The 22,128-nt window shown below is 69.1% G+C and carries 24 protein-coding genes; 14 read left to right on the top strand and 10 right to left on the bottom strand.

The window, feature by feature from the left end; all coding sequences use genetic code 11:
• Positions 1-67: 67 nt before the first annotated feature.
• Entirely contained in the window at positions 68-1,441 is a 1,374-nt protein-coding gene (locus tag H4W80_RS45465) for an aldehyde dehydrogenase family protein (RefSeq protein WP_318787358.1), read from the top strand.
• Between the two features lie 6 nt (positions 1,442-1,447).
• Positions 1,448-1,891, top strand: a complete 444-nt coding sequence (locus tag H4W80_RS45470) for a DUF3598 family protein (protein WP_192790734.1) — start codon at positions 1,448-1,450, stop codon at positions 1,889-1,891.
• A 1-nt stretch (position 1,892) separates the two neighbouring features.
• Here H4W80_RS45470 and H4W80_RS45475 read toward each other — a convergent pair whose 3' ends face one another.
• The 10 genes from H4W80_RS45475 to H4W80_RS45520 all read right to left on the bottom strand — a co-directional run bounded on the left by H4W80_RS45475 (position 1,893) and on the right by H4W80_RS45520 (position 11,113).
• Positions 1,893-2,666, bottom strand: a complete 774-nt coding sequence (locus H4W80_RS45475; RefSeq protein ID WP_192790735.1) for an ABC transporter permease — start codon at positions 2,664-2,666, stop codon at positions 1,893-1,895.
• Positions 2,663-3,442, bottom strand: a complete 780-nt coding sequence (locus H4W80_RS45480) for an ABC transporter permease (RefSeq protein ID WP_192790736.1) — start codon at positions 3,440-3,442, stop codon at positions 2,663-2,665. The genes H4W80_RS45475 and H4W80_RS45480 overlap by 4 nt, the downstream gene beginning before the upstream one ends.
• The gene (locus tag H4W80_RS45485; protein ID WP_192790737.1) at positions 3,439-4,392 is read right to left on the bottom strand and encodes an ABC transporter substrate-binding protein; all 954 of its coding nucleotides are present in this window, start codon (positions 4,390-4,392) and stop codon (positions 3,439-3,441) included. Before H4W80_RS45485 ends, H4W80_RS45480 begins: the two co-directional genes overlap by 4 nt.
• Before the next feature lie 58 nt (positions 4,393-4,450).
• On the bottom strand, positions 4,451-5,230 hold the full coding sequence (locus tag H4W80_RS45490; protein WP_192790738.1) for an ABC transporter permease: 780 nt from the start codon (positions 5,228-5,230) through the stop codon (positions 4,451-4,453).
• On the bottom strand, positions 5,227-6,000 hold the full coding sequence (locus H4W80_RS45495) for an ABC transporter permease (RefSeq protein ID WP_192790739.1): 774 nt from the start codon (positions 5,998-6,000) through the stop codon (positions 5,227-5,229). The genes H4W80_RS45490 and H4W80_RS45495 overlap by 4 nt, the downstream gene beginning before the upstream one ends.
• Positions 5,997-6,980: an ABC transporter substrate-binding protein gene (locus H4W80_RS45500; RefSeq protein ID WP_225964013.1), complete on the bottom strand. Its 984-nt coding sequence runs from the start codon at positions 6,978-6,980 to the stop codon at positions 5,997-5,999. Before H4W80_RS45500 ends, H4W80_RS45495 begins: the two co-directional genes overlap by 4 nt.
• Before the next feature lie 92 nt (positions 6,981-7,072).
• Positions 7,073-8,521 carry a dihydroorotase gene (locus H4W80_RS45505; protein ID WP_318787359.1) on the bottom strand — a complete coding sequence of 483 codons (1,449 nt, stop codon included), beginning with the start codon at positions 8,519-8,521 and terminating at the stop codon, positions 7,073-7,075.
• A 14-nt stretch (positions 8,522-8,535) separates the two neighbouring features.
• On the bottom strand, positions 8,536-9,312 hold the full coding sequence (locus H4W80_RS45510) for an ABC transporter permease (RefSeq protein ID WP_192790740.1): 777 nt from the start codon (positions 9,310-9,312) through the stop codon (positions 8,536-8,538).
• Positions 9,309-10,118, bottom strand: coding sequence for an ABC transporter permease (locus H4W80_RS45515; RefSeq protein WP_225964014.1), 810 nt, complete (start codon positions 10,116-10,118; stop codon positions 9,309-9,311). Before H4W80_RS45515 ends, H4W80_RS45510 begins: the two co-directional genes overlap by 4 nt.
• Positions 10,115-11,113, bottom strand: coding sequence for an ABC transporter substrate-binding protein (locus H4W80_RS45520; protein ID WP_318787360.1), 999 nt, complete (start codon positions 11,111-11,113; stop codon positions 10,115-10,117). Before H4W80_RS45520 ends, H4W80_RS45515 begins: the two co-directional genes overlap by 4 nt.
• A 541-nt stretch (positions 11,114-11,654) precedes the next feature.
• On the opposite strand from H4W80_RS45520, the gene H4W80_RS45525 reads away from it, so the two are divergent.
• The 12 genes from H4W80_RS45525 to lepB (H4W80_RS45580) all read left to right on the top strand — a co-directional run bounded on the left by H4W80_RS45525 (position 11,655) and on the right by lepB (H4W80_RS45580) (position 22,109).
• Positions 11,655-14,387, top strand: a complete 2,733-nt coding sequence (locus H4W80_RS45525) for a sensor histidine kinase (RefSeq protein WP_192790742.1) — start codon at positions 11,655-11,657, stop codon at positions 14,385-14,387.
• Positions 14,384-14,806 (top strand): roadblock/LC7 domain-containing protein, encoded by a 423-nt coding sequence (locus tag H4W80_RS45530; RefSeq protein WP_185071550.1) that lies wholly within the window; start codon positions 14,384-14,386, stop codon positions 14,804-14,806. Before H4W80_RS45525 ends, H4W80_RS45530 begins: the two co-directional genes overlap by 4 nt.
• Positions 14,807-14,937: 131 nt before the next feature.
• Complete coding sequence (locus tag H4W80_RS45535) at positions 14,938-15,261, top strand: DUF742 domain-containing protein (RefSeq protein ID WP_168022241.1); 324 nt, start codon at positions 14,938-14,940, stop codon at positions 15,259-15,261.
• 7 nt (positions 15,262-15,268) lie between these two features.
• The gene (locus tag H4W80_RS45540) at positions 15,269-15,829 is read left to right on the top strand and encodes a GTP-binding protein (protein ID WP_192790743.1); all 561 of its coding nucleotides are present in this window, start codon (positions 15,269-15,271) and stop codon (positions 15,827-15,829) included.
• Positions 15,830-15,886: 57 nt separating this feature from the next.
• Positions 15,887-17,440, top strand: coding sequence for a signal recognition particle protein (gene ffh / locus H4W80_RS45545; protein ID WP_192790744.1), 1,554 nt, complete (start codon positions 15,887-15,889; stop codon positions 17,438-17,440).
• Positions 17,441-17,980: 540 nt separating this feature from the next.
• On the top strand, positions 17,981-18,421 hold the full coding sequence (gene rpsP / locus H4W80_RS45550; protein ID WP_192790745.1) for a 30S ribosomal protein S16: 441 nt from the start codon (positions 17,981-17,983) through the stop codon (positions 18,419-18,421).
• Position 18,422: 1 nt separating this feature from the next.
• On the top strand, positions 18,423-18,668 hold the full coding sequence (locus H4W80_RS45555; RefSeq protein ID WP_043634919.1) for an RNA-binding protein: 246 nt from the start codon (positions 18,423-18,425) through the stop codon (positions 18,666-18,668).
• A gap of 65 nt (positions 18,669-18,733) precedes the next feature.
• Positions 18,734-19,234 (top strand): ribosome maturation factor RimM, encoded by a 501-nt coding sequence (rimM, locus tag H4W80_RS45560; protein ID WP_192794111.1) that lies wholly within the window; start codon positions 18,734-18,736, stop codon positions 19,232-19,234.
• Positions 19,234-20,013: a tRNA (guanosine(37)-N1)-methyltransferase TrmD gene (trmD, locus tag H4W80_RS45565; protein WP_192790746.1), complete on the top strand. Its 780-nt coding sequence runs from the start codon at positions 19,234-19,236 to the stop codon at positions 20,011-20,013. The genes rimM and trmD overlap by 1 nt, the downstream gene beginning before the upstream one ends.
• A gap of 137 nt (positions 20,014-20,150) precedes the next feature.
• The gene (gene rplS, locus H4W80_RS45570; protein WP_043634900.1) at positions 20,151-20,513 is read left to right on the top strand and encodes a 50S ribosomal protein L19; all 363 of its coding nucleotides are present in this window, start codon (positions 20,151-20,153) and stop codon (positions 20,511-20,513) included.
• Positions 20,514-20,652: 139 nt separating this feature from the next.
• On the top strand, positions 20,653-21,513 hold the full coding sequence (gene lepB, locus H4W80_RS45575; protein WP_192790747.1) for a signal peptidase I: 861 nt from the start codon (positions 20,653-20,655) through the stop codon (positions 21,511-21,513).
• On the top strand, positions 21,513-22,109 hold the full coding sequence (gene lepB, locus H4W80_RS45580; RefSeq protein WP_192790748.1) for a signal peptidase I: 597 nt from the start codon (positions 21,513-21,515) through the stop codon (positions 22,107-22,109). The genes lepB (H4W80_RS45575) and lepB (H4W80_RS45580) overlap by 1 nt, the downstream gene beginning before the upstream one ends.
• Positions 22,110-22,128: the final 19 nt, after the last annotated feature.

Consider the following 22,128-nt stretch of genomic DNA (forward strand, 5'->3'; position numbering starts at 1 on the left):
TCCTGATCACAATGGCTCCCGCCGAGCATCGCAGGAGCATCATGTCCCGTGGCCGCACCACATGAACGTGAGGAACCCGATCACCGGGCAGGCCGACAGGCCGCTCGCCCCTGTCCCGCCCGACCGGCTCGCCGCCCTGGCGGCCGGTCTGCGCGAAAGGCAGCGGAGCTGGGCGGAGGCCGACCGCGGCGAGGTCCTGTCCCGGTTCGCCGCGGCGCTGGCCGCCGACGAGGAGCTGCTCGCCGCGCTGGTGACCGACACCGGCAGGGTGGGGGAGTCGGTCCTGGAGCGGCAGATCGTCGCCGGTCTCATCGATCGGTGGGTACGCCAGGCGCCCGCCCTCCTCGCACCCCCGGCCGAGACCCCCGCCTCCCTGCCCGGCGTCTTCGTCGGCGGCGACGTGGTGCCGTACGAGCTGGTCGGGGTGATCAGCCCGTGGAACTTCCCGCTGCTGCTGGGCCTCATCGACGCGGTGCCCGCGCTGGCCGCGGGCTGCGCGGTGCTGGTCAAGCCGAGCGAGGTGACGCCCAGGTTCATCGAGCCGCTGATGCGGCTGGTCCCCGACGAGCTGCCGCTGCAGGTCGTCGAGGGCGACGGCGGGACCGGCGCGGCCCTGGTCGATCTGGTGGACGCCGTGGTCTTCACCGGCAGCGTGGAGACGGGCCGGGTGGTCGCCGAGGCGGCGGCCCGCGCGTTCGTGCCCGCGTTCCTGGAGCTGGGCGGCAAGGACCCGGCGATCGTGCTGGCCGGGGCCGACCTGGAGCGGGCCGCGTCGGCCGTGCTGTGGGGCGGCACCGCCAACGCCGGGCAGTCGTGCCAGTCGATCGAGCGCGTCTACGTGGCCCGCGAGGTCCACGACGAGTTCCTGGCGCTGCTGGTGGACCGGGCCGCCAAGGTGGGCCTGACCTGCGAGGGCGGCCCGATCGGGCCGATCATCGGCCCGGGCCAGGAGGACGTCATCGCCGCCCACCTGGCCGACGCCGTCGCCAAGGGCGCGACCGTGCACACGGGAGGCCGGATCGAGCGGCACGGCGGCGGCCACTGGTGCCGCCCGACCGTGCTGTCCGGCGTCGACCACGGCATGCTGGTGATGACGGAGGAGACGTTCGGCCCGGTGCTGCCGGTCATGGCGGTGGAGGGGCCCGACGAGGCGGTCGCGATGGCCGAGGACTCGGTCTACGGGCTGTCGGCCGCGGTCTTCGCCGCCACGGAGGAGCAGGCCATGGCCGTGGCGGCGCGGCTGAGGGCCGGCGCGATCAGCGTCAACGACGCCTCGCTGACCGCGCTCGTGCACGAGGGCGAGAAGCACTCCTTCCGCCTGTCGGGGCTCGGCGGCTCGCGGATGGGCGCCGCTTCCATCCGCCGGTTCGTCCGCCGCAGGGCCTTCCTGGTCAACCGTTCCGACGCCGCCGACCCCTGGTGGCACCCGACGAAGGAGTAATCGCGGATGGGACTTCGCGCGGACATGCCGCTGCTGGCCCGGCACGAGGGCGAGTGGGAGGGCGAGTACCTCCACCTCGACCGGGAGGGAAACCCGATCGACCGGCACCGCGTCCAGATGACCTGCGCGATCCTGGACGACACCGTCTACCACCAGACCAACCGCTACACCTGGGACGACGGGCGCACCGAGGTGCACGAGTTCCCGGGCACGTACCTCGGCGGCGGGCGCTGCGGGTTCGACACCGAGCGGATCAAGGGCGAGTTCTGGGAGCTGGACGGCAGCACCATCTACCTCGGCTGGCAGTACAAGGCCGAGGGCGAGGACCTGCGCCTCCACGAGCTGATCGTCCTCAGCGAGGACGGCAGGTCCCGCAGCCGCGTCTGGCAGTGGATCAAGGACGGCGTGTGCGTAAAGCGCACCCTGATCAACGAGCGCCGCGTGAGCTGACTCAGCCTCGCGCCCCCCGGTGCCACGACAGCGCCGCGCGCTCGAACCCCAGGAACGCGGCGTTGAGCACGATGCCGAGCAGCCCGAGCAGCACGATCCCCGCCCACATGGCCGGGATGTCGAACTGGCTCTGCGCCTCCAGCATCCGGTGCCCGATGCCCTCGGTGCTGCCCACCAGCTCCGAGATGATCATCATGATCAGGGCCAGCGACACGCTCAGCCGCAGCCCGGCGAAGATCTTGGGTGAGGCGCCGGGCAGGATGATCCGGGTGAGCCGCTGCCAGGGGCCGAGCCGGTAGACGACCCCGGTCTCGATGTACTGCCGGTCCACGTGGCGGGCGCCGTCCATGGAGTTGATCAGTACGGGCCAGACGACGCCGTACACGATCGCGGCCAGCTGCATCGGCGTGCCGATCTTGAACAGCGCCAGGAAGACCGGCACCAGCGTGGTGGGCGGCACCGAGCGGCCGAGGTGCAGCAGCGGCTCCACCAGGGCCGACAACCAGCGCGAACGGCCGAGCGCGATCCCGATCGCCATCCCGGCCACGCAGGCCACCGCCCAGCCGGCGAACAGCCTGGCCAGGCTGGGCAGCAGGTCGGCGACGGCCTCGTCGGTCAGGAACGCCCGCGTCCACGGCCCCGAGAACCACAGCTCGTGCAGCCTGGCCACGATCCGTGACGGCGGCGGGAAGTACGCGGCCTGCGCCGACCGGGTGGCCAGCTCCCAGCAGATCGCGGCCACGGGCAGCAGCCAGTACCACACAAGCCTTTTCACGAGGCGTCCCCCGTCCGCTCCCGGTGCCAGCGGAACACGCGCCTTTCGGCTGCCGTGAACAGCAGGTTGGCGGCCAGCCCGATCAGCCCCGCCCACAGCGGCGCCGCCAGCATGCGGTCGAGCCGGTTCGCGCTGCCCGCCAGCGACAGGAACGCGCCGATCCCGCCCCCGCCCGGCGCCAGCAGCTCCGCGCTGACGGCCACGATCAGGGTGACCGACACCGCGATCCGCACGCCGGTCGCGATGAAGGGCGCCGCGCTCGGCAGGCTCACCCGCAGCGCCACGGCGACCGGCCCGAAGCCGAAGCTCCGCAGCGTGTCCTTGGCCAGCGGGTCGACGTCGGTCAGGCCGTACAGCGTGTTGATCAGCACCGGCCACGTGCAGGTGTAGACGACCAGCGCGGTCTTGGCGTCCTGGCTCTCGGTCCACAGGAACATCGCGATCGGGATCAGCGACACCGACGGGATCGGCCGCAGGAACTCCACCAGCGGCCGCACCGACCGCTCCACGAACGGGACCGTGCCGAGCAGCAGCCCCGCGGGCACGGCGACCGCGACCGCGATCACCAGCCCGCTCGCGCACGCGGCCAGCGTGGCCAGCACGTCGGCCCTGAACTGCGGTTCCAGCGGCAGCTCCGCCGCCGTGGCGAGCACGGACGACACGTACGGCCAGCCGGCCGGGGCCAGCCCGAGCCGTCCGGCCAGCTCGGCGAGGGCGACGAACGCGGCGATCCCGATCGCCCCGAGCACCGCCCGGCCGGCCCGGTGTTCGATCATCCGCTCACAGGCGCGAACAGCTGCGCCACGTCCACCTTGGCCTTGAGGTAGCCGTAGCCGTGCAGCAGGTCGGCCAGCTTCTGGACGCTCGCCTTGTCGGCCTCCATCGAGAACTTGCCGAGCGTCATCGCCGCCGCCGCGTCCGCCGGGATCTGCGTGTACGTCGGCACGACCTCGTCGATCGCCTTCCTGTCGGAGCCCGCGATCTGCTGGGCCTTGGCCAGGGCGCGGTGGAAGGCGGCGGCCGTCTTCGGGTTCTTGGCCAGCCAGTCCTCGGTGACGCCCCACCCGTCGATCGGCACGCCGGCCGTCACGCCGTCGGTGGTGTCGATGATCTGGGTGGCGCCGCTCTTCTTCGCCGCGGTCAGGAACGGCTCGACCAGCCAGGCCGCGTCCACCTGGCCCGAGCTCAGCGCGGAGATCTGGTCGGCGAACTGCACCGGGACGTATTTGACGTCCTCGGGCTTGAGCCCGGCCTCCTGCAGGTGGGCGTTGGTGAGCGTCTGGCCGAGCGCCTTGAGCACGTTGACCGCGATGGTCTTGCCCTTGAGGTCGGCGGGCGCCTTGATGGGGGAGCCCTTGGCCACGACGACGCCGGCCACGTTGGGGGCGGCCTCCTGGCTGTGCTGGAAGAGCTTGAGCTTGGCGGCGCCCGAGTCGTTGATGGCCATCAGCGACACGTAGCTCGTGAGGAACGCGTCCATGCTGCCGTTGAGGATCTTCGGCATGACCGCCTGGGGCGCCTGGATGATCTCCGTCTTGACGGTCAGGCCCTCCTCCTTGAAGAAGCCGCGCTTCTCCGCGATGAACAGCGGCGCCGACGACGGGACCGGCACCACGCCGACCAGCAGCTGGGTCTTCTCCAGCCCGCCCGCGGACGAGGTGCTGCTCGTGCCCGTCTGGCTCCCTCCTCCTCCGCCGCACGCGCTGAGCGTCAGCGCGATCGCCATACCCGCGACTACGAACCTGGCCAGCTTCATCGCCAATGCCTTTCTCGGTCCTGAGAGTTCACGAATTACCGGTGGCCTGCCTGTGCCAGACGAGCATCCGGCGCTCGGCCAGCACGAACAGGGAGTTGACGGCGTAGCCGAGGACGCCCAGCAGGGCGATCGCCGCCCACACCCCGGCGCCGTCGAAACCGCGCATGGCTGTCAGCAGCTGGTAGCCGATGCCGTCCGTGCCGCCGACGAGCTCGGAGATCACCATGAGGATCAGCGCCAGCGACAGGCTCAGCCGCAGCCCGGCGAAGATCTTGGGTGCGGCGGCGGGGAGGACGACCAGGCCCAGGCGCTGCGGCCGCGACAGGTTGAAGACCGTGGCCGTGTCGGTGTAGGTGCGATCGACGGACCTGACACCGTCGATCGTGTTGAGCAGCACCGGCCAGATCACTCCGAACACGATAGTGGCCAGCTGAGTGGTCAGGCCCGCCTTGAACAACACGAGGAACAGCGGCAGCAGAAGAGGAGGCGGGATGGCCCGGCCGAACTCGATCAGCGGGTCCACGTAGTCGGTCGCCGAGCGCGAACGCCCGAGCAGCACGCCCGCCGCGATCCCGATCAGCGCGGCCAGCAGCCAGCCGCCGAACATGCGGCCGAGGCTGGGCAGGATGTTCGCGATCGCGTCGTCCGTCAGGAAGCCACGAGCGGGCGGGCCGGAGAACCACAGCTCGCGCATGCGCGCCACGATCGTCGTGGGCGGCGGGAAGTCGGTGTCCCCGATCGCGCGCCCGGCGATCTCCCAGACGGCCAGCACCACGGGGACCACCCAGAGCCGGGCGAGCGCCTTCACGAAACCGCCCCGGTCCGCGCGTGGTGCCAGCGGAACAGGCGGCGCTCGCCGGCGAGCAGCGCCAGGTTCGCGATCACGCCGAAGAGGCCGGCCCAGAACGTCGCCGCCATCATGAGGTCGGTCCGGTTGCCGTTGCCGGCCACGGTCACGTAGACGCCGATCCCGTTGACGCCGCCGGCCACGAGCTCGGCGCTGACGGCCAGGACCAGCGCGATCCCGGCGGCGATCCGGACGCCGGTCGCCACGAACGGGGCCGCGCTGGGCAGGCTCACCCTGGCGAGCACGGCTGCCGGGCCGAACCCGAAGCTGCGCAGGGACTCCTTGGCCAGCGGGTCCACGTCGCGCATGCCGTACAAGGTGTTGATCAGGATCGGCCAGACGGACGCGTACACGATGACGGAGACCTTCATCAGCTCGTCCACCGGGACCAGCAGGATCGCGAGCGGGATGATGGCCACGGAGGGGATCGGGCGCAGGAACTCCAGCACGGGCCTGATCGCGCGCTCCACCGGCGCCAGCGAGCCGAGCAGCACGCCGGCGGGCACGGCCACCGCGACGGCGGTCAGCAGGCCGAGCGCCCAGTTCGCGAGGGTGGCGCCCACCCCGGCCAGGAACTTGGGGTCGGCGGGGAGGCGCACGGCTTCGTACAGCACGGTCGAAGGCGGCGGGAAGAGGAGGTTCTCGCCCAGGCCGAAACGGATGACCAGCTCTCCGGCCAGGAGGAACCCCGCGGCGCCGACGGCGCCGCGGAGCAGGCGGGCACCCGTCATCCGCCCGGGCTCGCCGCGATGAGCGACTTCACGTCGATCGGGCCGTTGATGTACTTGTACTCGAGCATGAGGTCGGCCACCTTCTGCAGCCGGGCCGCCTCCAGGGTGCTCGGGTAGGCCCCCAGGGTGATCGCCGCGGCGGTCTTGGCGTCGATCTTCGTGTACGTCGGCAGCGCCGCCTCGATCTCCTTGCGGTCACCGGAGGCGAGCCGCTGCGCCTTGGAGATCGCCCGCTGGAAGGCGGCCAGCGTCTTCGGGTTCTGCCGCACCCATTCGTCGGTGGCCATCCAGCCCGCGATGGGCAGGTCGGCGGTCGGGCCCGTCATGGTGTCGGCGATCGTGCGGAAGCCGAGCGCGTTCTTGTTGGCCGTGATGAACGGCTCGGTGATCCAGCCCGCGTCGCCCTGCCCCGCGGTGATCGCGTTGCCCATCTCGGGGAACGGCTTCTCGGCGAACTTCACGTCAGCCTCGCTGAGCCCGGCCGCCCTGAGCTGGGTCGTGACCGCCAGCGTGGCGATGTTCCTGAGGTTGTTGACCAGGACCGTCTTGCCCTTCAGGTCAGCGACCCGCTGGATCGGAGAGTCCTTGGGGACCATGATCTCGAAGGTGTTGGGGGCCGCCCGGTACATGTCGGCCACCAGCTTGATCTTCTTGCCCTGGCCGGCGGCCAGAATCGAGGACACGTAGTTGGTCTGGGTGATGTCCAGGGCGCCGCTCTCGATCTGCGGCAGCGCGGCGGCGCCGCCGGTGATCGTGACCGGCTCCACCGCCAGGCCCTCTTCCTTGAAGAAGCCCTTGGCCTGGGCGATGTAGAGCGCGACCGGGTCGGGGATCGGCAGCGCCCCGACCTTGATGGTGGCCTTCTCCAGGCCGTTGGGTCCCGTCGAGGCCGGGGACGCGCCGCCCCCGCTGCAACCGGTGAGCGCGAGGACGGCGACGGAGCCGAGCACGAGTACGTGACAGCGCAGAGTGCGTGCCATGGGGGGTCTCCTACTTGTATTTGGGAGAGCGAGACACGTTACTTTGCGTGAGCGTACCCGAGGAATGATCGACTTTGCAGGCGCACGCGCCTTCAGGCGGGCCGGGACACGTAGCGGCCCACCGGCCGGCCCACGATCTTGCCGGCGTCCAGCACGTGGTTGCCGCGCACGAACGTGTCGGTGACCTTGGCGGTCAGCTCGAACCCCTCGAACGGCGTGTACTCCTGCGTCGACTCCGAGTCCTGCGCGCGTACCGTCCAGGTCTGCCCGGGGTCGACCAGGCAGATGTCGGCGTCGAACCCGGGCGCGATGGTGCCCTTGGTGCGCAGGCCGTACCGCTTGGCGGGGTTCCACGAGGTCAGCGCGGCGATCCGGCCGTACGGCAGGCCCCGGCGGCGGCCCTCGGTGATCAGGCCGGGCAGCAGGTACTCGGCGCCGCCGAACCCGGCCTTGGCCACGAAGACGTTGTCGCTCGGCTCGCCGAACTTCAGCTCCTCGCGGCAGCAGGCGTGGTCGCTGACCACCCAGTCCACGGTGCCCTCGAGCACGTGTCCCCACAGCGCCTCGACGTCCTCGCGGGGCCTGATCGGCGGGTTGACCTTGGCCCCGATGCCGCTGGCCGTGTCGATGTCGGCGAGCAGGTGACCGATCGTGACCTCGCGGCGGAAGTCGATGTGCGGGAACGTCGCCGCCATGCGGACGGCGGCGTCCAGGGCCTTGGCGGAGGACAGGTGCAGCAGGTTGATGTTGGCCAGGCCCGTCTCGTGGGCGAGGTAGGAGGCGATGAAGACGGCCAGCCCCTCGGAGTGCGGCGGGCGCGAGGCGCTGTAGGCGGCCAGGCCGCTCAGGTCTCCGGCCTCCTCCACGAGCTTCGTGTACGCGGTCATGATCTCGGCCGTCTCGCAGTGCAGCGACAGCGAGATCTCGCCGGCCAGCTCGGGCAGCCGCTCCCTGGCCGCCTGCACGCCGCGCATCACGAACTCGAAGTGCGCGTAGTCATAGCGCTCGCCCTCCGGCAGCATGAGGAACGCCCGCTGGTCGTCGGAGCGCCCGTGCAGCCCGTGCCCGCCGTAGAACATGAAGATCTTGAACGACGGCACCCCGAACCGCTCGACCAGGTCGGGCAGCTCGCCGATGTGCCCGCTCGACATGGGCGCCAGGTGGAAGCCGTAGTCGACGTAGGCCCGGCCCTCGGCCTGCTTGAGCACCTCCGGGAAGAACTCGGCGTAGGGGCCGCCCCTGTTGAGGTAGTACTGGCCGGTCCGCATGTAGGTGAGCGCCGTCGTCACGCCGCCCTGGGCACTGGCCCGGCTCTCCGACTCGGTGTCCTCGGGGAGCGGGTTGTAGATGCCCCAGTGCTGGTGGGCGTCGACGACTCCGGGGAAGGCCAGCTTGCCGCCGCCGTCGATCACCTCACCGGCGGCGGACTGGCCGGGCTCCACCCGTACGATGCGGCCGTCCGCGATGGCGATGTCCGCCTCCACGGGGTGGTCGTTCTCGTGGGTGACAACCTTCACGTTCTTCAACAACAGGTCGGTCACAGCAGTGGTCTTTCCTAAGCGAGGCGGTAGGCGTGGCGGTGCCAGGACAGCACGCGCCGCTCCACCGTGAGGAACAGTGAGTTGAATGCGAAGCCCAGCACGCCGAGCAGCACCACGTTGGCCCAGATGGCGGGCATGTCGGCGGCGCTGACGGCCATGTTGAGGAGATAGCCGAATCCCTCGGTGCTGGCCTTGAGCTCGGAGATGACCATGAGGATCAGCGCCAGGGAGACGCTCAGGCGCAGGCCCGCGAAGATCTTCGGCGCCGCGGCGGGCAGGATGATGCGGAAGAACCGCAGGTGGGCGGGCACGCCGAAGACGGCCGCGGTCTCGACCTTCAGCATGTCGAGGTTGCGCGCGCCGTCGATGGAGTTGAGCAGGATCGGCCAGACGATGCCGAACACGATGGTCGCGACCTGCACCTGCGGGCCGATCTGGAAGAGCACGAGGAAGATCGGCAACATCACGGGAGGCGGCACGGCCCGGCCGAACTCGATGAGCGGCTCGACGATGTCGGCCAGCCAGGGGGTCCTGCCGATCGCCACGCCGAGGCCCACGCCCACGACCACGGCGATGGCCCAGGAGCCGACCACCCTGATCAGGCTGGGCAAGAAGTGGTGGACCGCCTCTTCGGTGAAGAGGTAGGGCCCGGAGAACCACATCTCGTACATCCGGGACAGGATCAGGCTCGGTCCGGGGAGGAACGGTGTGGCGAGCGCCCCCGCGAGCAGCTCCCAGCCGAAGAACATGACCGGGATCAGCCACAGGCGCTTGATCAGGGTGAGGATCATGTGTTCCGCCACTTGAACAGCCGTCGCTCGGCGCGTGCGAGCAGGATGTTGACGATGAGCCCGATCACGCCGGCCCAGATCAGGACCGCGACGACGTCGATCAGCGCGTCCATGCCGATGCCGGTGCTCGCCTCGATGAGGAAGCCTCCGACGCCGACCGAACCGCCCACGATGTACTCCACGCTGATGGCCAGGATGAGCGTGATGGAGGCGGCCAGCCGGATGCCCGTCGCGATGAAGGGCGCCGCGCTCGGCAGGGCGACCCGCCAGATCACCGCGCCGGGGCCGAACCCGAAGGAGCGCAGCGTCTCCTTGCCCAGCGGGTCCACGTCACGCACCCCGTACAGGGTGTTGATCAGGATCGGCCAGGCGGCGGCGAACACGATGAGCGCCACCTTGGCGTTGATCTCCGGCTGGAAGAAGAACAGCGCCAGCGGGATCAGCGCCACCGAGGGGATGGGCCGCAGGAACTCCACGAACACCCGGGTCATCTCCTCGACCACCGGGACCGTTCCCAGCAGCAGCCCGATCGGGACGGCGATCAGGACGGCCAGCGGCAGCCCGATGACCGCCGCCGTGAGCGTGCCTCCGATGTCCCCGAGGAACTCCGGGTCCACGGCCAGGGAGAACGTCCTGGCCAGGGTTTCCGCGGCCGGAGGCATCCACTTGAACAGGCCCGTCATGCCGAGAAGCTGCCAGGCAAGCAGAAAACCCGCCACGCCGATGGCGTGGCGGGCGAATTTGGCCAGCTTGGCGCGGGCGAGCGGATTCTGCCCGCGCCGCGCCAGGTTGATCGTGCTCATCATCCCTGAGGTGCTGCGTAGATCATCGAGTTGACGTCCATCTTCTGCTTGAGCAGGCCGGAGTCGAACATCAGGTCGGCCACCCGCTGGATGCGCTGGGCGTTCAGCGAGGTCGGGTAGGCGCCGAGGTTGATCGTGGCGGCGGTCTCAGCCGGGATCTTGGTGTAGGTCGGCAGGACCTTGGTGACCGCGCTGCGGTCGGTGGCCGCGATCTGCTGCGCCTTGGCCATGGCCCGCTGGAAGGCGGCCAGGGTCTTGGGGTTGTTCTGCGTCCACTTCTCCGTGGCCGCCCAGCCGGTGATGGGCAGACCGTCGGTCGGGCCGGACATGGTGTCCAGCAGCATGGTGGCGCCGATCTCCTTCTTCGCCTGGCTGACGTACGGGTCCGTCATCCACACGGCGTCGACGCTGCCCTTGTCCAGGGAGGAGATCCAGTCCGTCGTCTGGATCACGACGTAGGTGATGTCCTTGCCGGGGGTGGGGTCGAGGCCGGCGATCTTGAAGTGGGGGCTCATCGTGAGCGTGCCCAGGCCGCCGACGATGTTGACGCCGATCTTCTTGCCCTTCAGGTCGGCGACCTGCTTGATCGGGGAGTCCTTCTTGACCATGATGCCGAAGGCCCCGGGGGCGCCCTGGTAGGAGTCCGCGATGTACTTGAACTTCTCAGTGCCGGCCTGCTGGATGGTCAGGATCGTGGCGTAGCTGCCCAGCACGACGTCCATCTGACCGTTGGCGAGCTTGGGGAGCACCGCCTGGGGAGCCTGGATGGGCTCCTGCTTGACGTTGAGGCCCTCTTCCTTGAAGAAGCCGCGCTCCATGGCGATGAACAGTGGCGCAGAGTCCGCACCCGGATACTGTCCGACCAACAGGTCGGTTTTCATGCCGCCGGCCGCGGAACTCGAGCTTTCTGGTTTGTCGCCAGAACTTGAACACCCGGTGATGACGAGGGTGCTCACAAGCCCAATCAGGGCACTACGCCCTAATGCACCGAACCGCATTACGCGTCTCCTTATGAACCCATGGGGGTTGGGTGTGTTGGTAACTGAGGGTGTCAGCGACGGTCGAACCCTAGCGCAGGCAGTAGTTCCCGATGCACCGGGAACTCCTAAAATTAACAAGATATATCACCATATGTGGCGATATATCCCTTTTGTCCGATTATTATCTCTGACCTGGCTTGACTTCTAGGGCCTGTGGCAGGTGTTGTGATTTGCGTAAAATGTGCAGCTGTGTGTCGACCGTGATCTTTGCGCTATTGGCCGATCTCGTGTTGATGTGCTCCAATAAGCTCTCGCCCCAAGGGTGCGTCGGCGTCACACCGCAAACACCTGCATAACGTGATCTTCGTGCACCAGACCGTCAGAGGAGAGGTTGCGGAGGCAAGTGAAGAGTGTTGTCCCCTCTGTGGGCGGGGATCCGGGCTTAATAGAGGAAGCCCCCCGACACGCGTCCGGCGGACCGCAGCCGGCCGCGCCGGGCGTTGCGGGTCAGGCCGTCAAGGCTGGGACGGGATCGCGTTTCTCCCTGCGTAACTGGCGTGTGCGCTCCAAGCTGCTCGTCCTGGTCGTCATCCCGACCCTCGCCGCCCTCGTGCTCGGTGGTCTGCGTGTCACGACCTCGATCGCGAGCGCCGGCGACTACGCACAGGTCAACGAGGTCGCCGTGCTGGCCAGCCGGCTGACCGCCCTCGCGCACGAGGTCGAGGTGGAGCGCGACTACACCGCGCGCTTCGTCGCCCTCGGACGCAAGGCCGGCCGGACGGAAGTGACCGATCAGTACGAGCCGGTCAACAAGCTCGTCGCCGAGGTCAAGGGCAGCGTCGACGCGCTGGCGACCTCCGACAGCCCTCAGGCGCCCGAGGCCCTGCGCATCAAGAACCGTCTCAACGAGCTCGACACCGCGCGTAAGAACGCGATGGACTCCCAGCTCGACGTGAACTCCGTCATCGAGCTCTACGACCGGTTCATCACCGACCTCCTCTCCCTGAACGACACCATCGACCAAGGTGCGGTCGACAAGGAGCTCTCGGCGAGCGTCTCCGGCTTCGCCGCCCTCGCCCGGGCCAAGCAGTACGTCTCCACGCAGCGCGCGCTGCTCGTGGCGGCCCTGGCCACCAGGGAATTCGGCCGGGTCGAGCTCGACGCCTTCATCGCCGCCCGCGCCCAGAAGAACAGCGAGCTGGCCACCTTCCGGGCACAGGTGCCCCTTGAGCTGCGCCAGGCGTACGACGACACCGTCAGCGGCAAGGCCAACGACCGCGCGGAGATCCTGGCCGCCCGAGCCCTGTTCCTGCAGAGCCTCGGGCAACCACGGAACGTGTCGGACCCGAAGCTCGGGCTCACCCGTGACGGCAAGGACTGGTTCGCCGCCATCAGCGAGACCGTCGACGGCATGCGCAAGGTCGAGACGCGCGTGGCCGACTCGATCGTGCTCCGCAGCCGCACCCTGGAAGGGGCCGAGCAGCAGAGCGCCATCATCGTGGCGGTCGGCATCCTGATCCTGCTCATCCTCGTGCTGCTGGTCACCGTCTTCATGGCGCGCTCGCTGAGCGGCCCCCTGCGCAGGCTGCGCAGGGAGGCGCTGTTCATCGCCGGTCGCCGCCTGCCCGACACCGTCCGCCAGCTCCGTGAGGCCGACTCTGTCGAGAACGTCGACGTCCAGCCCATCGGCGTCGCCTCTCAGGACGAGATCGGTGAAGTCGCGCGGGCCTTCGACGAGATCCACCGCGAGGCGGTCCGGCTGGCGGGCGAGGAAGCCCGCCTGCGCAGCAACGTCAACGCGATGTTCGTGAACCTGTCGCGCCGCAGCCAGACGCTGGTGGAACGGCAGATCACCCTGATCGACGGTCTGGAGCAGGGCGAGCAGGACGAGCAGCGGCTCGGCAACCTGTTCAAGCTGGACCACCTCGCCACCCGCATGCGGCGTAACAGCGAGAACCTCCTGGTCCTCGCGGGCCAGGAACCGCCCCGCCGCTGGAGCAAGCCCGTCAAGCTGGTCGACGTCGCCCGCGCCTCCCTGTCCGAGGTCGAGAACTACGAGCGGGTCGTCCTCCAGGTGCCCGACGGCGTCGCCGTGGCCGGCCAGGCCGTCAACGACGTCATCCACCTGCTGGCCGAGCTGATCGAGAACGCCCTGTCGTTCTCCCCGCGCGAGACCAGGGTGACCGTCTCCGGCAGCCGGATCGACGGCGGCGGCGTCATGCTGTCGATCAGCGACTCCGGCATCGGCATGACTCCGGACGAGCTCACCATCGCCAACGACCGCCTCATGGACGCCCCCACCGTGGACGTGTCCGTGTCGCGCCGCATGGGCCTGTTCGTGGTCGCGCGGCTGGCCCACCGCCACGGCATCCGGGTGCAGCTGCGCCCCCACGGCACCGGTGGTCTGACCGCCATGGTCCTGATGCCGGAAGCGCTGCTCGGCTCGCAGTCTCCTGCCTACGCCACCCCCAGCGGCAACAGCATGGGGACGCTGGACTCGTTCGACGAGGGCTTCGGCGCCCGTACGCCCATGCCTCCCATGCAGCAGCAACCCCCCATGCCGCCCGTGCCGCCGCCGCCCGCCCCCCAGTGGGGTCCGGGGGGCTACCAGCCCGGGCCGGGGCACCCGTCGTTCCCCTCACAGCCGTCCTTCTCGGCCCAGCCGAGCATGGACGTGGGCTGGCCGTCCGACCCGCGCGCCAGCAGCGGCGGCTACGACACCTCTGACGTCTGGGTGCCGGCGCGCAACTCCAACAGCCGGCCGGGCGAATGGGGCCAGGACAACGGCAACTCCCTGCCGAAACGGCCCTTCGGCGGCGACCAGATGGACATGGGTCAGCCGAGGTACGACTTCCCCGAAACGGAGGCGGCGGCGACCGGTCCCATCCCGGCCGTGAAGCCCGCCTCTTCGGGCGACGAATACCTGCCGATCTTCGCCTCGGTCGAGTCGGCCTGGTTCGAGCACGGCAACGAGGGCGCCGCCACCTGGGGTTCCGCCAAGGCCGACGCGGGCTGGAGCGCCGCGGAGGCGGTCGTCGAGCCGGTACGTGACGGTGCGACCGCCGCAGGGCTGCCCAAGCGGGTGCCCAAGGCCAACCTGGTGCCCGGCTCGGCCGACACCGTCTCGGCGCCCAAGGGCGTCGCCCCCATGCCGGCGGTCTCGCCGGAGCGGGTGCGCAGCCGCCTGTCGAGCTTCCAGCAGGGGTTCAGGGCGGCACGTGACGACATCAGCGAGGGCAGGACGTACCCCTCCGGTCCGAGAAGTGTTGAAAGCAGGGATGAGCGCGCATGAATGACCTGAGCCAGTCGGCACGTGGGGTGGACTGGTTAATCACCGATTTCGTCAGCACCGTTCCTGGCGTCGCGCACGCGGTGGTCGTCTCATCCGACGGGCTGCCGCTCGCGGCCTCCGCGGGATTCCCGGCTGACCGGGCCGACCAGCTGGCCGCCATCGCGTCGGGCCTGGTGAGCCTGACGCAGGGCGCGGCCAGGGTGTTCGAGGGCGGGCCGGTCAACCAGACGATCGTGGAGATGCAGCGCGGGCTGATGCTGATCATGTCGATCAGTGACGGCTCGTGTCTGGCGGTGCTGGCGGCTCCGGACTGTGACATGGGTCTGGTGGCGTACCAGATGACGCTGATGGTTGATCGCGCCGGTCAGGTGCTGACCCCGGCTGTGCGTGCCGAGCTGCGCGCCAGCCAGACCAGGTGATGTAGGTGACAGACCCGAGATGGAACAGCGGCGGCTGGGACTCCCATAACAGCGGTGCGTGGGATTCCCAGAACAGTGGGAGCTGGCAGCCTCCCCCTCCGCCGCCGCCCAGCAACGACCCCGCCTCGCCGGTGCGGCCCTATGCCGTGACCGGCGGGCGTACCGCGCCCAAGGTCAAGCTGGCCATGGAGGCCCTGGTGTCCTCGGCGACCGCCGAGCACCGGGAGTTCTCGCACATCACTCCCGAATACAAGGCGATCAGCCAGCTGTGCCTGCAGGTCAGGTCGGTGGCTGAGGTGTCGGCGCTGCTGCGGATCCCGCTCGGTGTGGTGCGTGTTCTGATCGCGGATATGGCGGCAGAGGGCCTGGTTCGGGTGCATCAGCCGCAGCTGGAAGCGGGTAGGCCGGACGTCAACCTGCTGGAAAGGGTGCTCAGTGGACTTCGCAGGCTCTAGCCCCGGTTTGACCTCGACGAAGATCGTGGTCGCCGGTGGGTTCGGGGTGGGCAAGACGACCTTCGTCGGCGCGGTGTCGGAGATCATGCCGTTGACCACGGAGGCCGTCATGACCGACGCCTCCAAGGGCATCGACGATCTGGGCATGACGCCGCTGAAGTCGACCACCACCGTCGCCATGGACTTCGGCCGCGTCTCGCTCGATCGCGACCTGATCCTGTACCTGTTCGGCACGCCCGGACAGCACCGGTTCTGGTTCATGTGGGACGACCTGGTGCGCGGCGCCATCGGCGCGGTGGTGCTCGTGGACACGCGCCGCCTGGCGGACAGCTTCCCCGCGATCGACTACTTCGAGGAGGCGCAGCTGCCGTTCATCGTGGGGGTGAACGGCTGGGACGGTCAGTACGCCCACAGCGACTCCGAAGTGCGTGACGCCCTGACCCTGGCGCCGCACATCCCGATGGTGCGCCTCGACGCCAGGTCCAAGGACTCGGTCAAGACCGCGCTCATCAACCTGGTCGAGCACGCGCTCTCGGTCCGCATGGCCGTGCCAGGCTGGAGCGGCTAGCGGAGCGGATAGGCTGGAGTCTTAGACGTTCATTCGCTTCGAGGACTGGCCAACCACGTGTTCGAGACGCTATCCGACCGGTTGACATCGGTCTTCTCCTCCCTCCGGTCCAAAGGCCGGCTGTCCGATGCCGACATCGACGCCACCACCCGCGAGATCCGCATCGCCCTGCTGGAGGCCGATGTCGCGCTCCCGGTGGTCAAGGCGTTCGTCGCCCAGGTCAAGGAGCGCGCCCGCGGGGCCGAGGTCTCCCAGGCGCTCAACCCGGCTCAGCAGGTCGTCAAGATCGTCAATGACGAGCTGATCGGGATTCTCGGCGGCGAGACGCGCAGGCTCCGCCTCGCCAAGACGCCGCCGACCGTCATCATGCTGGCGGGTCTGCAGGGCGCCGGTAAGACCACCCTGGCCGGCAAGCTGGCCAGGTGGCTGCGCGAGCAGGGCCACACGCCCCTGCTGGTCGCCGCCGACCTGCAGCGCCCCAACGCCGTCCAGCAGCTCCAGGTCGTGGGCGAGCGCGCCGGGGTCGCGGTCTACGCCCCCGAGCCGGGCAACGGCGCCGGCGACCCGATCGAGGTCGCCCGCACGTCGATCGACGAGGCCAAGCGCCTGCTGCACGACATCGTCATCATCGACACCGCCGGCCGCCTGGGCATCGACCAGGAGATGATGAAGCAGGCCGCCGACATCCGCGACGCGGTCTCGCCCGACGAGGTCCTGTTCGTGGTCGACGCCATGATCGGCCAGGACGCCGTCACGACGGCGCAGGCGTTCATGGAGGGCGTCGGCTTCGACGGGGTCGTGCTGACCAAGCTCGACGGCGACGCCCGCGGTGGCGCCGCCCTGTCGGTGCGGCACATCACGGGCCGGCCGATCATGTTCGCCTCCACGGGCGAGAAGCTCGAAGACTTCGACGCCTTCCACCCCGACCGGATGGCCTCCCGCATCCTCGACATGGGTGACATCCTCACCCTGATCGAGCAGGCCCAGAAGACGTTCGACGAGGAGCAGGCCGCCAAGATGGCGGGCAAGCTCACGTCGGGCGAAAACTTCACGCTCGAGGACTTCCTCGAGCAGATGATGATGGTCCAGAAGATGGGGCCCATCAAAAACCTGCTGGGCATGATGCCCGGCATGGGGCAGATGCGCGACCAGCTCAACTCCATCGACGACCGCGACCTCGACCGCATCGCCGCCATCATCCGCTCGATGACGCCCGGGGAGCGCCAGGACCCCAAGATCATCAACGGCTCGCGCCGGGCCCGCATCGCGGCCGGCTCCGGCGTCTCGGTCACCGCCGTCAGCAACCTCGTCACCCGCTTCTTCGAGGCGCAGAAGATGATGAAGCGGATGGCGGGCGGCATGGGCATTCCCGGCATGCCGGGCGGGCGCGGCAAGGCGGCCAAGGCGCAGAAGAAGGCCAAGAAGGGGCGGCGGGTCAGCGGCGACCCGCGCAAGGCGGCCCTCGGCAACGCCTCCTCGGCCGAGGCTCCGGAGGCGGCCGAGCCCAAGGGCGGCGGCCTGCTGGGCAACCTCGGGGGGAAGCTGCCTCCGGGGGTGGAGCTGCCGCCGGGCTTCGACCCCTCGAAGTTCCGCCTGCCGGGCCAGAAGTGACCACCGCCGGGATCCACCTCCCGGGGGCCTGACCTCCGGCTTTCCGGCGGCGCCGCTCCCGGTTTCCAGGGGTGGCGTGCGTCGGGCTTCCGCGTCGGTGCTCCGGCTCCGCGGTCCGCGCCCTGGCTCTCCGGCGGCGCGTGTCCCGACGGCCCTGGCTTTCCTTGCCCGTCATCATGAGCGCCCGCGCCCCTCGTACGGCACGGCTGCCCGCCCGGAACCGGTCGTTCCCCATTCGCGCGGCCGGAGATCAGGCGCCGGCGGGATAGCATGAGCGGGTCGCTCGCCGTACATGCGGCCAGGTCGCAAGCAGTGCCGAGCCTCCGGGGCGCCGTTCGGGCGCGGACGGAGGCGGCGCGCCGTGACGGAACGTCGATGGCAGTGCCATCGATCTGGCACAATGGCATGTTGGAACATCGTGACCAGGCGGGTGCCCTCTCACCTCCCGCCGGACGCGCCTGTCCCTGGAGCGTCGTCCCGTCGTGCCCCACTCGGCGAGATGCCGTTCACCCACGCTCGAATGCAGGAGAGACCACACCCGTGGCAGTCAAGATCAAGCTCAAGCGGCTCGGCATGATCCGCAACGCTCAATACCGCATCGTCGTCGCCGACAGCCGCACCAAGCGTGACGGCCGGGCGATCGAGGAGATCGGCCTGTACCACCCGAAGGACAACCCTTCGCGCATCGAGGTCAACGCCGAGCGTGCGGCCTACTGGCTGGGGGTCGGCGCGCAGCCGACCGAGCCCGTCCTCAAGCTGCTCAAGCTCACCGGCGACTGGCAGAAGTTCAAGGGCGAGCCCGCCCCTGCGCCGCTGCTGGTCGCCGAGCCCGCGCCCGACCGTCACGCCCTCTACGAGGCCGCGGCCAAGGAGGCGCTGTCCGGTGGCGACACCGGCACGGCCGCCACCACGCCGAGGAAGGCCAAGAAGAAGGAAGAGGCCGAGGCCCCCGCCGAGACCCAGGCCGAGGGCGAGGCCTGACGTGCTCGAGGAGGCTCTCGAGCACCTCGTGAAGGGCATCGTCGAACATCCAGACGATGTCCGGGTCCGCGCACGCCGCATTCGCAGCGGGCGCGTCCTGGAGGTCCGGGTGCACCCCGAGGACCTGGGCAAGGTCATCGGACGCGGCGGGCGCACCGCCAAGGCGTTGCGTACCGTTGTGAACGCCCTGGCCGACGGGAAGTACGTACGGGTCGATCTGCTCGACCTGCACGAAGCAGTCCGTTAGCGTCAGGTTTCCGCGCCCTCATCGGCTTTGCCGGCCGATGGGGGCGCTTGCGTTAGGAGTTCATGTTGCAGCTGGTCGTCGGCCGGATCGGCCGTCCGCACGGGGTGCGCGGTGAAGTGTCCGTGGAGGTACGCACCGACGATCCCGAGCTGCGTTTCGCCGTGGGCACGTCCATCGCCACGGATCCCGCCGGCAGGGGGCCGCTCGTCGTCGCGGGCCGCCGCTGGCACAAGGGCTTCCTGCTGCTGACCTTCGAGGGCGTCGCCGACCGCGACGTGGCGGAGGAGCTGCGGGGCACCATGCTGGTCATCGACTCGGCCGACGTGGCGCCGATCGACGACCCCGACGAGTTCCACGATCATCAGCTCATCGGCCTGACGGTGGAGACCGCCGCGGGGGAGCCCGTGGGCGAGATCACCGACGTCCTCCACCACGGCCAGGACCTCCTGGTGGTACGCAGGGCCGGGGCGGACGAGGCGCTCATCCCGTTCGTCAAGGCGCTGGTGCCCGAGATCGACCTGGAGGGCGGTCGGCTGGTCGTCGACCCGCCAGAGGGCCTGCTGTGATGCGGCTCGACATCATCTCGATCTTCCCCGAATACTTCGCGCCGCTCGACGTCTCGCTGATCGGCAAGGCGCGCGAGCGGGGCACGCTCGACGTACACGTGCACCAGCTCCGTGACTGGACCCACGACGTGCACAAGACCGTGGACGACACCCCCTACGGCGGGGGGCCGGGCATGGTCATGAAGCCCGAGGTGTGGGGCGAGGCCATCGACGCGGTGGCCGGGGACGGCGCGCCGCGACTGATCGTTCCGACGCCGAGCGGGCGGCCGTTCACCCAGGAGCTGGCGCAGGAGCTGGCGGGGGAGCCGTGGCTGCTGTTCGCGTGCGGGCGGTACGAGGGCATCGACTCGCGGGTCATGGAGGAGTACGGCTCCCGGCTGCGGGTCGACGAGGTCGGCATCGGCGACTATGTGCTGGCCGGGGGCGAGGTGGCGGTACTGGTCATGGTGGAGGCCATCGGGCGGCTGCTGCCCGGAGTGCTGGGCAATGCCCAATCGGCCGTGGACGACTCGTTCGCGCCCGGATCCATGCAGAATCTGGTCGAAGGTCCCGTCTACACCAAGCCGCCCGTCTGGCGGGGGCATGAAGTGCCTGAGGTGCTGCTGTCCGGGCATCACGGGAAAATCGCCAGATGGCGGCGTGACCAGGCGCTGCGCCGTACCGTACGGAACCGGCCGGAGCTGGCGGCGGCGCTCGACCCCGACACGCTCGACAAGCACGACAGGAAGCTCCTCGAGGAGCTGTCGTTTCGCGTCGAGCGCGAAGATATGGCAAACTGAATCGCTGCCAACCGTCATTTGGTTGGTCCGCCATGCCCGGGAGACGGTCCCGGGTTCATCACATCAGCAGGCGTGTCCGCCGCGAGCCACGGCCGGGTGGACCTCCGCGTGCTCACGAGGACTTGAGGACAGCTCTCATGCACACGAAGATCCAGGAGCTCGAGAAGGCGACGCTGCGCAGCGACGTGCCGGACTTCCGTCCCGGTGACACGCTCGAGGTTCACGTACGAGTCGTCGAAGGAAACCGTTCCCGTATCCAGGTCTTCAAGGGCTTCGTGCTGCGCAGGCAGGGCAGCGGCGCCCGCGAGACCTTCACGGTCCGCAAGGTCAGCTACGGCGTCGGCGTCGAGCGCACCTTCCCCGTGCACAGCCCGGTCATCGAGAAGATCGTGCTCGTGACCCGCGGCGACGTGCGCCGGGCCAAGCTCTACTACATGCGCGACCTGCGCGGCAAGGCCGCCCGTATCCGCGAGAAGCGCGAGACGACGGCCGCCAAGTAGCCCGGTCTTTTCGATGGCCCGCGCCTTGCGCGGGCCATTCGGCTTTACAGGGCCGTTTCCTTTATGTGGAGCGACTCGTGCATGGGTGTAACGTCGGTCGAGGCTTGTCGAGCCGAAGCATCATCTAGGCTCGTCAGCGATGACTAGCGAGAGCCAGGAGCACGGCGCGGCGCGCCGCCCTGTCGAGGACGAGGTGGACGTGGTCGCCGAAGAGACTCAGAAGCCAGCAAAAGGCGAGAAAAAGGAGAAGAAGGGGTCGTTCTGGAAAGAGCTGCCCGTTCTTGTCGTCGTGGCCTTGGTGCTGGCCCTGATCATCAAGACGTTTGTGGTCCAGGCCTTCTACATTCCGTCGGAGTCGATGGAGAACACCCTGTTGAAAAACGACAGGGTTCTGGTCAACAAGCTCGTCTACCACACGCGTGACATCGAGCGCGGCGACGTGGTGGTCTTCTCGGGAGTCGACTCCTGGGACGGTGAGTTCCAGATGGAGGAGCCGTCCAACCCGGTCGCGGCCTTCTTCCGCTGGGTCGGCACGGCGTTCGGCATCGTGCCCGGCGAGAAGGACTACATCAAGCGGGTCATCGGGGTCGGCGGCGACCACGTCAAGTGCTGCGACTCCAAGAATCGCATCACGGTCAACGGCACGCCCATCGACGAGGAGAGCTACCTCTATCCGGGCAACGTGCCCTCCGACAAGTTCTTCAACATCACGGTGCCGGAGGGGCGGCTGTGGGTGATGGGCGACCACCGGTCGGTCTCGCTCGACTCCCGATCCCACACCGGTGACGCGGGCGGGGGTTCCATTCCCGTGAGCCAGGTCATCGGGCGGGCCTTCGTGATCGTCTGGCCGTTCAACCGGGCGACCTCGATCGACATTCCGGACACGTTCTCGCAACCGGCACTTCAGGCGCTCGGCGGCTCCGTACCGCTGGTCGCCGGGTTCGGGCTCGCCGTACCCTTGGTCCTGGTTCGTCGCCGCTTGAGGGGGAGGAAGCGCTGATGGCCGTCACCAAGAAGGCGGAGGGCGTGGGGAAAGAGAAGAAGAAGGGCGGTTTCCGCGAGACGGTGCTGCTGCTGGTCCTGGGCGTTGGCATCGCGCTGCTGCTGCAGGCGTTCGTGGTCGGCTCGTTCTACATCCCGTCCGTCTCGATGGAGAACACTCTGCTGGTCAACGACCGGGTCTTCGTCAACAAGCTGGCGGGCAAGCCCGAGCGCGGCGACATCGTGGTCTTCAAGGGCTGGAACACCGGCGAGGACACCATCAAGCGGGTCATCGGCATCGGCGGCGACAAGGTGGTGTGCTGCGACTCCAAGAAGCGCATCACGGTCAACGGCACGCCGCTGGAGGAGACTTCCTACCTCTACCCCGGCGATTACGCTTCCGGCGATAAGTTCAGCGTCACCGTGCCGCCCGGAAAGCTCTGGCTGATGGGCGACCACCGCAGCGCCTCGGCCGACTCGCGGGCCCACATGGACGAGGCCGGAGGCGGGTTCATCTCGGAGAACGACGTGATCGGCAAGGCCGTGGTGCGCTACTGGCCGCTGTCGCGGGGTTATCTCTTCTCCCGTCCTGACACTTTCGACAAGGTCAAATAGCGGTCGCTTTCGGTCGCGG

The organism is Nonomuraea angiospora (assembly GCF_014873145.1).
GTDB lineage: Bacteria > Actinomycetota > Actinomycetes > Streptosporangiales > Streptosporangiaceae > Nonomuraea > Nonomuraea angiospora.

What these genes read in the sequence shown, in the direction of transcription:
- H4W80_RS45470 (WP_192790734.1), top strand. Translation starts at nt 1,448, where the DNA reads ATGGGACTTCGCGCGGACATGCCGCTGCTGGCCCGGCACGAGGGCGAG.
- H4W80_RS45480 (WP_192790736.1), bottom strand. Translation starts at nt 3,442, where the DNA reads ATGATCGAACACCGGGCCGGCCGGGCGGTGCTCGGGGCGATCGGGATC.
- H4W80_RS45485 (WP_192790737.1), bottom strand. Translation starts at nt 4,392, where the DNA reads ATGGCGATCGCGCTGACGCTCAGCGCGTGCGGCGGAGGAGGAGGGAGC.
- H4W80_RS45495 (WP_192790739.1), bottom strand. Translation starts at nt 6,000, where the DNA reads ATGACGGGTGCCCGCCTGCTCCGCGGCGCCGTCGGCGCCGCGGGGTTC.
- H4W80_RS45500 (WP_225964013.1), bottom strand. Translation starts at nt 6,980, where the DNA reads ATGGCACGCACTCTGCGCTGTCACGTACTCGTGCTCGGCTCCGTCGCC.
- H4W80_RS45510 (WP_192790740.1), bottom strand. Translation starts at nt 9,312, where the DNA reads ATGATCCTCACCCTGATCAAGCGCCTGTGGCTGATCCCGGTCATGTTC.
- H4W80_RS45515 (WP_225964014.1), bottom strand. Translation starts at nt 10,118, where the DNA reads ATGATGAGCACGATCAACCTGGCGCGGCGCGGGCAGAATCCGCTCGCC.
- H4W80_RS45520 (WP_318787360.1), bottom strand. Translation starts at nt 11,113, where the DNA reads ATGCGGTTCGGTGCATTAGGGCGTAGTGCCCTGATTGGGCTTGTGAGC.
- H4W80_RS45530 (WP_185071550.1), top strand. Translation starts at nt 14,384, where the DNA reads ATGAATGACCTGAGCCAGTCGGCACGTGGGGTGGACTGGTTAATCACC.
- trmD (WP_192790746.1), top strand. Translation starts at nt 19,234, where the DNA reads ATGCGGCTCGACATCATCTCGATCTTCCCCGAATACTTCGCGCCGCTC.
- rplS (WP_043634900.1), top strand. Translation starts at nt 20,151, where the DNA reads ATGCACACGAAGATCCAGGAGCTCGAGAAGGCGACGCTGCGCAGCGAC.
- lepB (WP_192790747.1), top strand. Translation starts at nt 20,653, where the DNA reads ATGACTAGCGAGAGCCAGGAGCACGGCGCGGCGCGCCGCCCTGTCGAG.
- lepB (WP_192790748.1), top strand. Translation starts at nt 21,513, where the DNA reads ATGGCCGTCACCAAGAAGGCGGAGGGCGTGGGGAAAGAGAAGAAGAAG.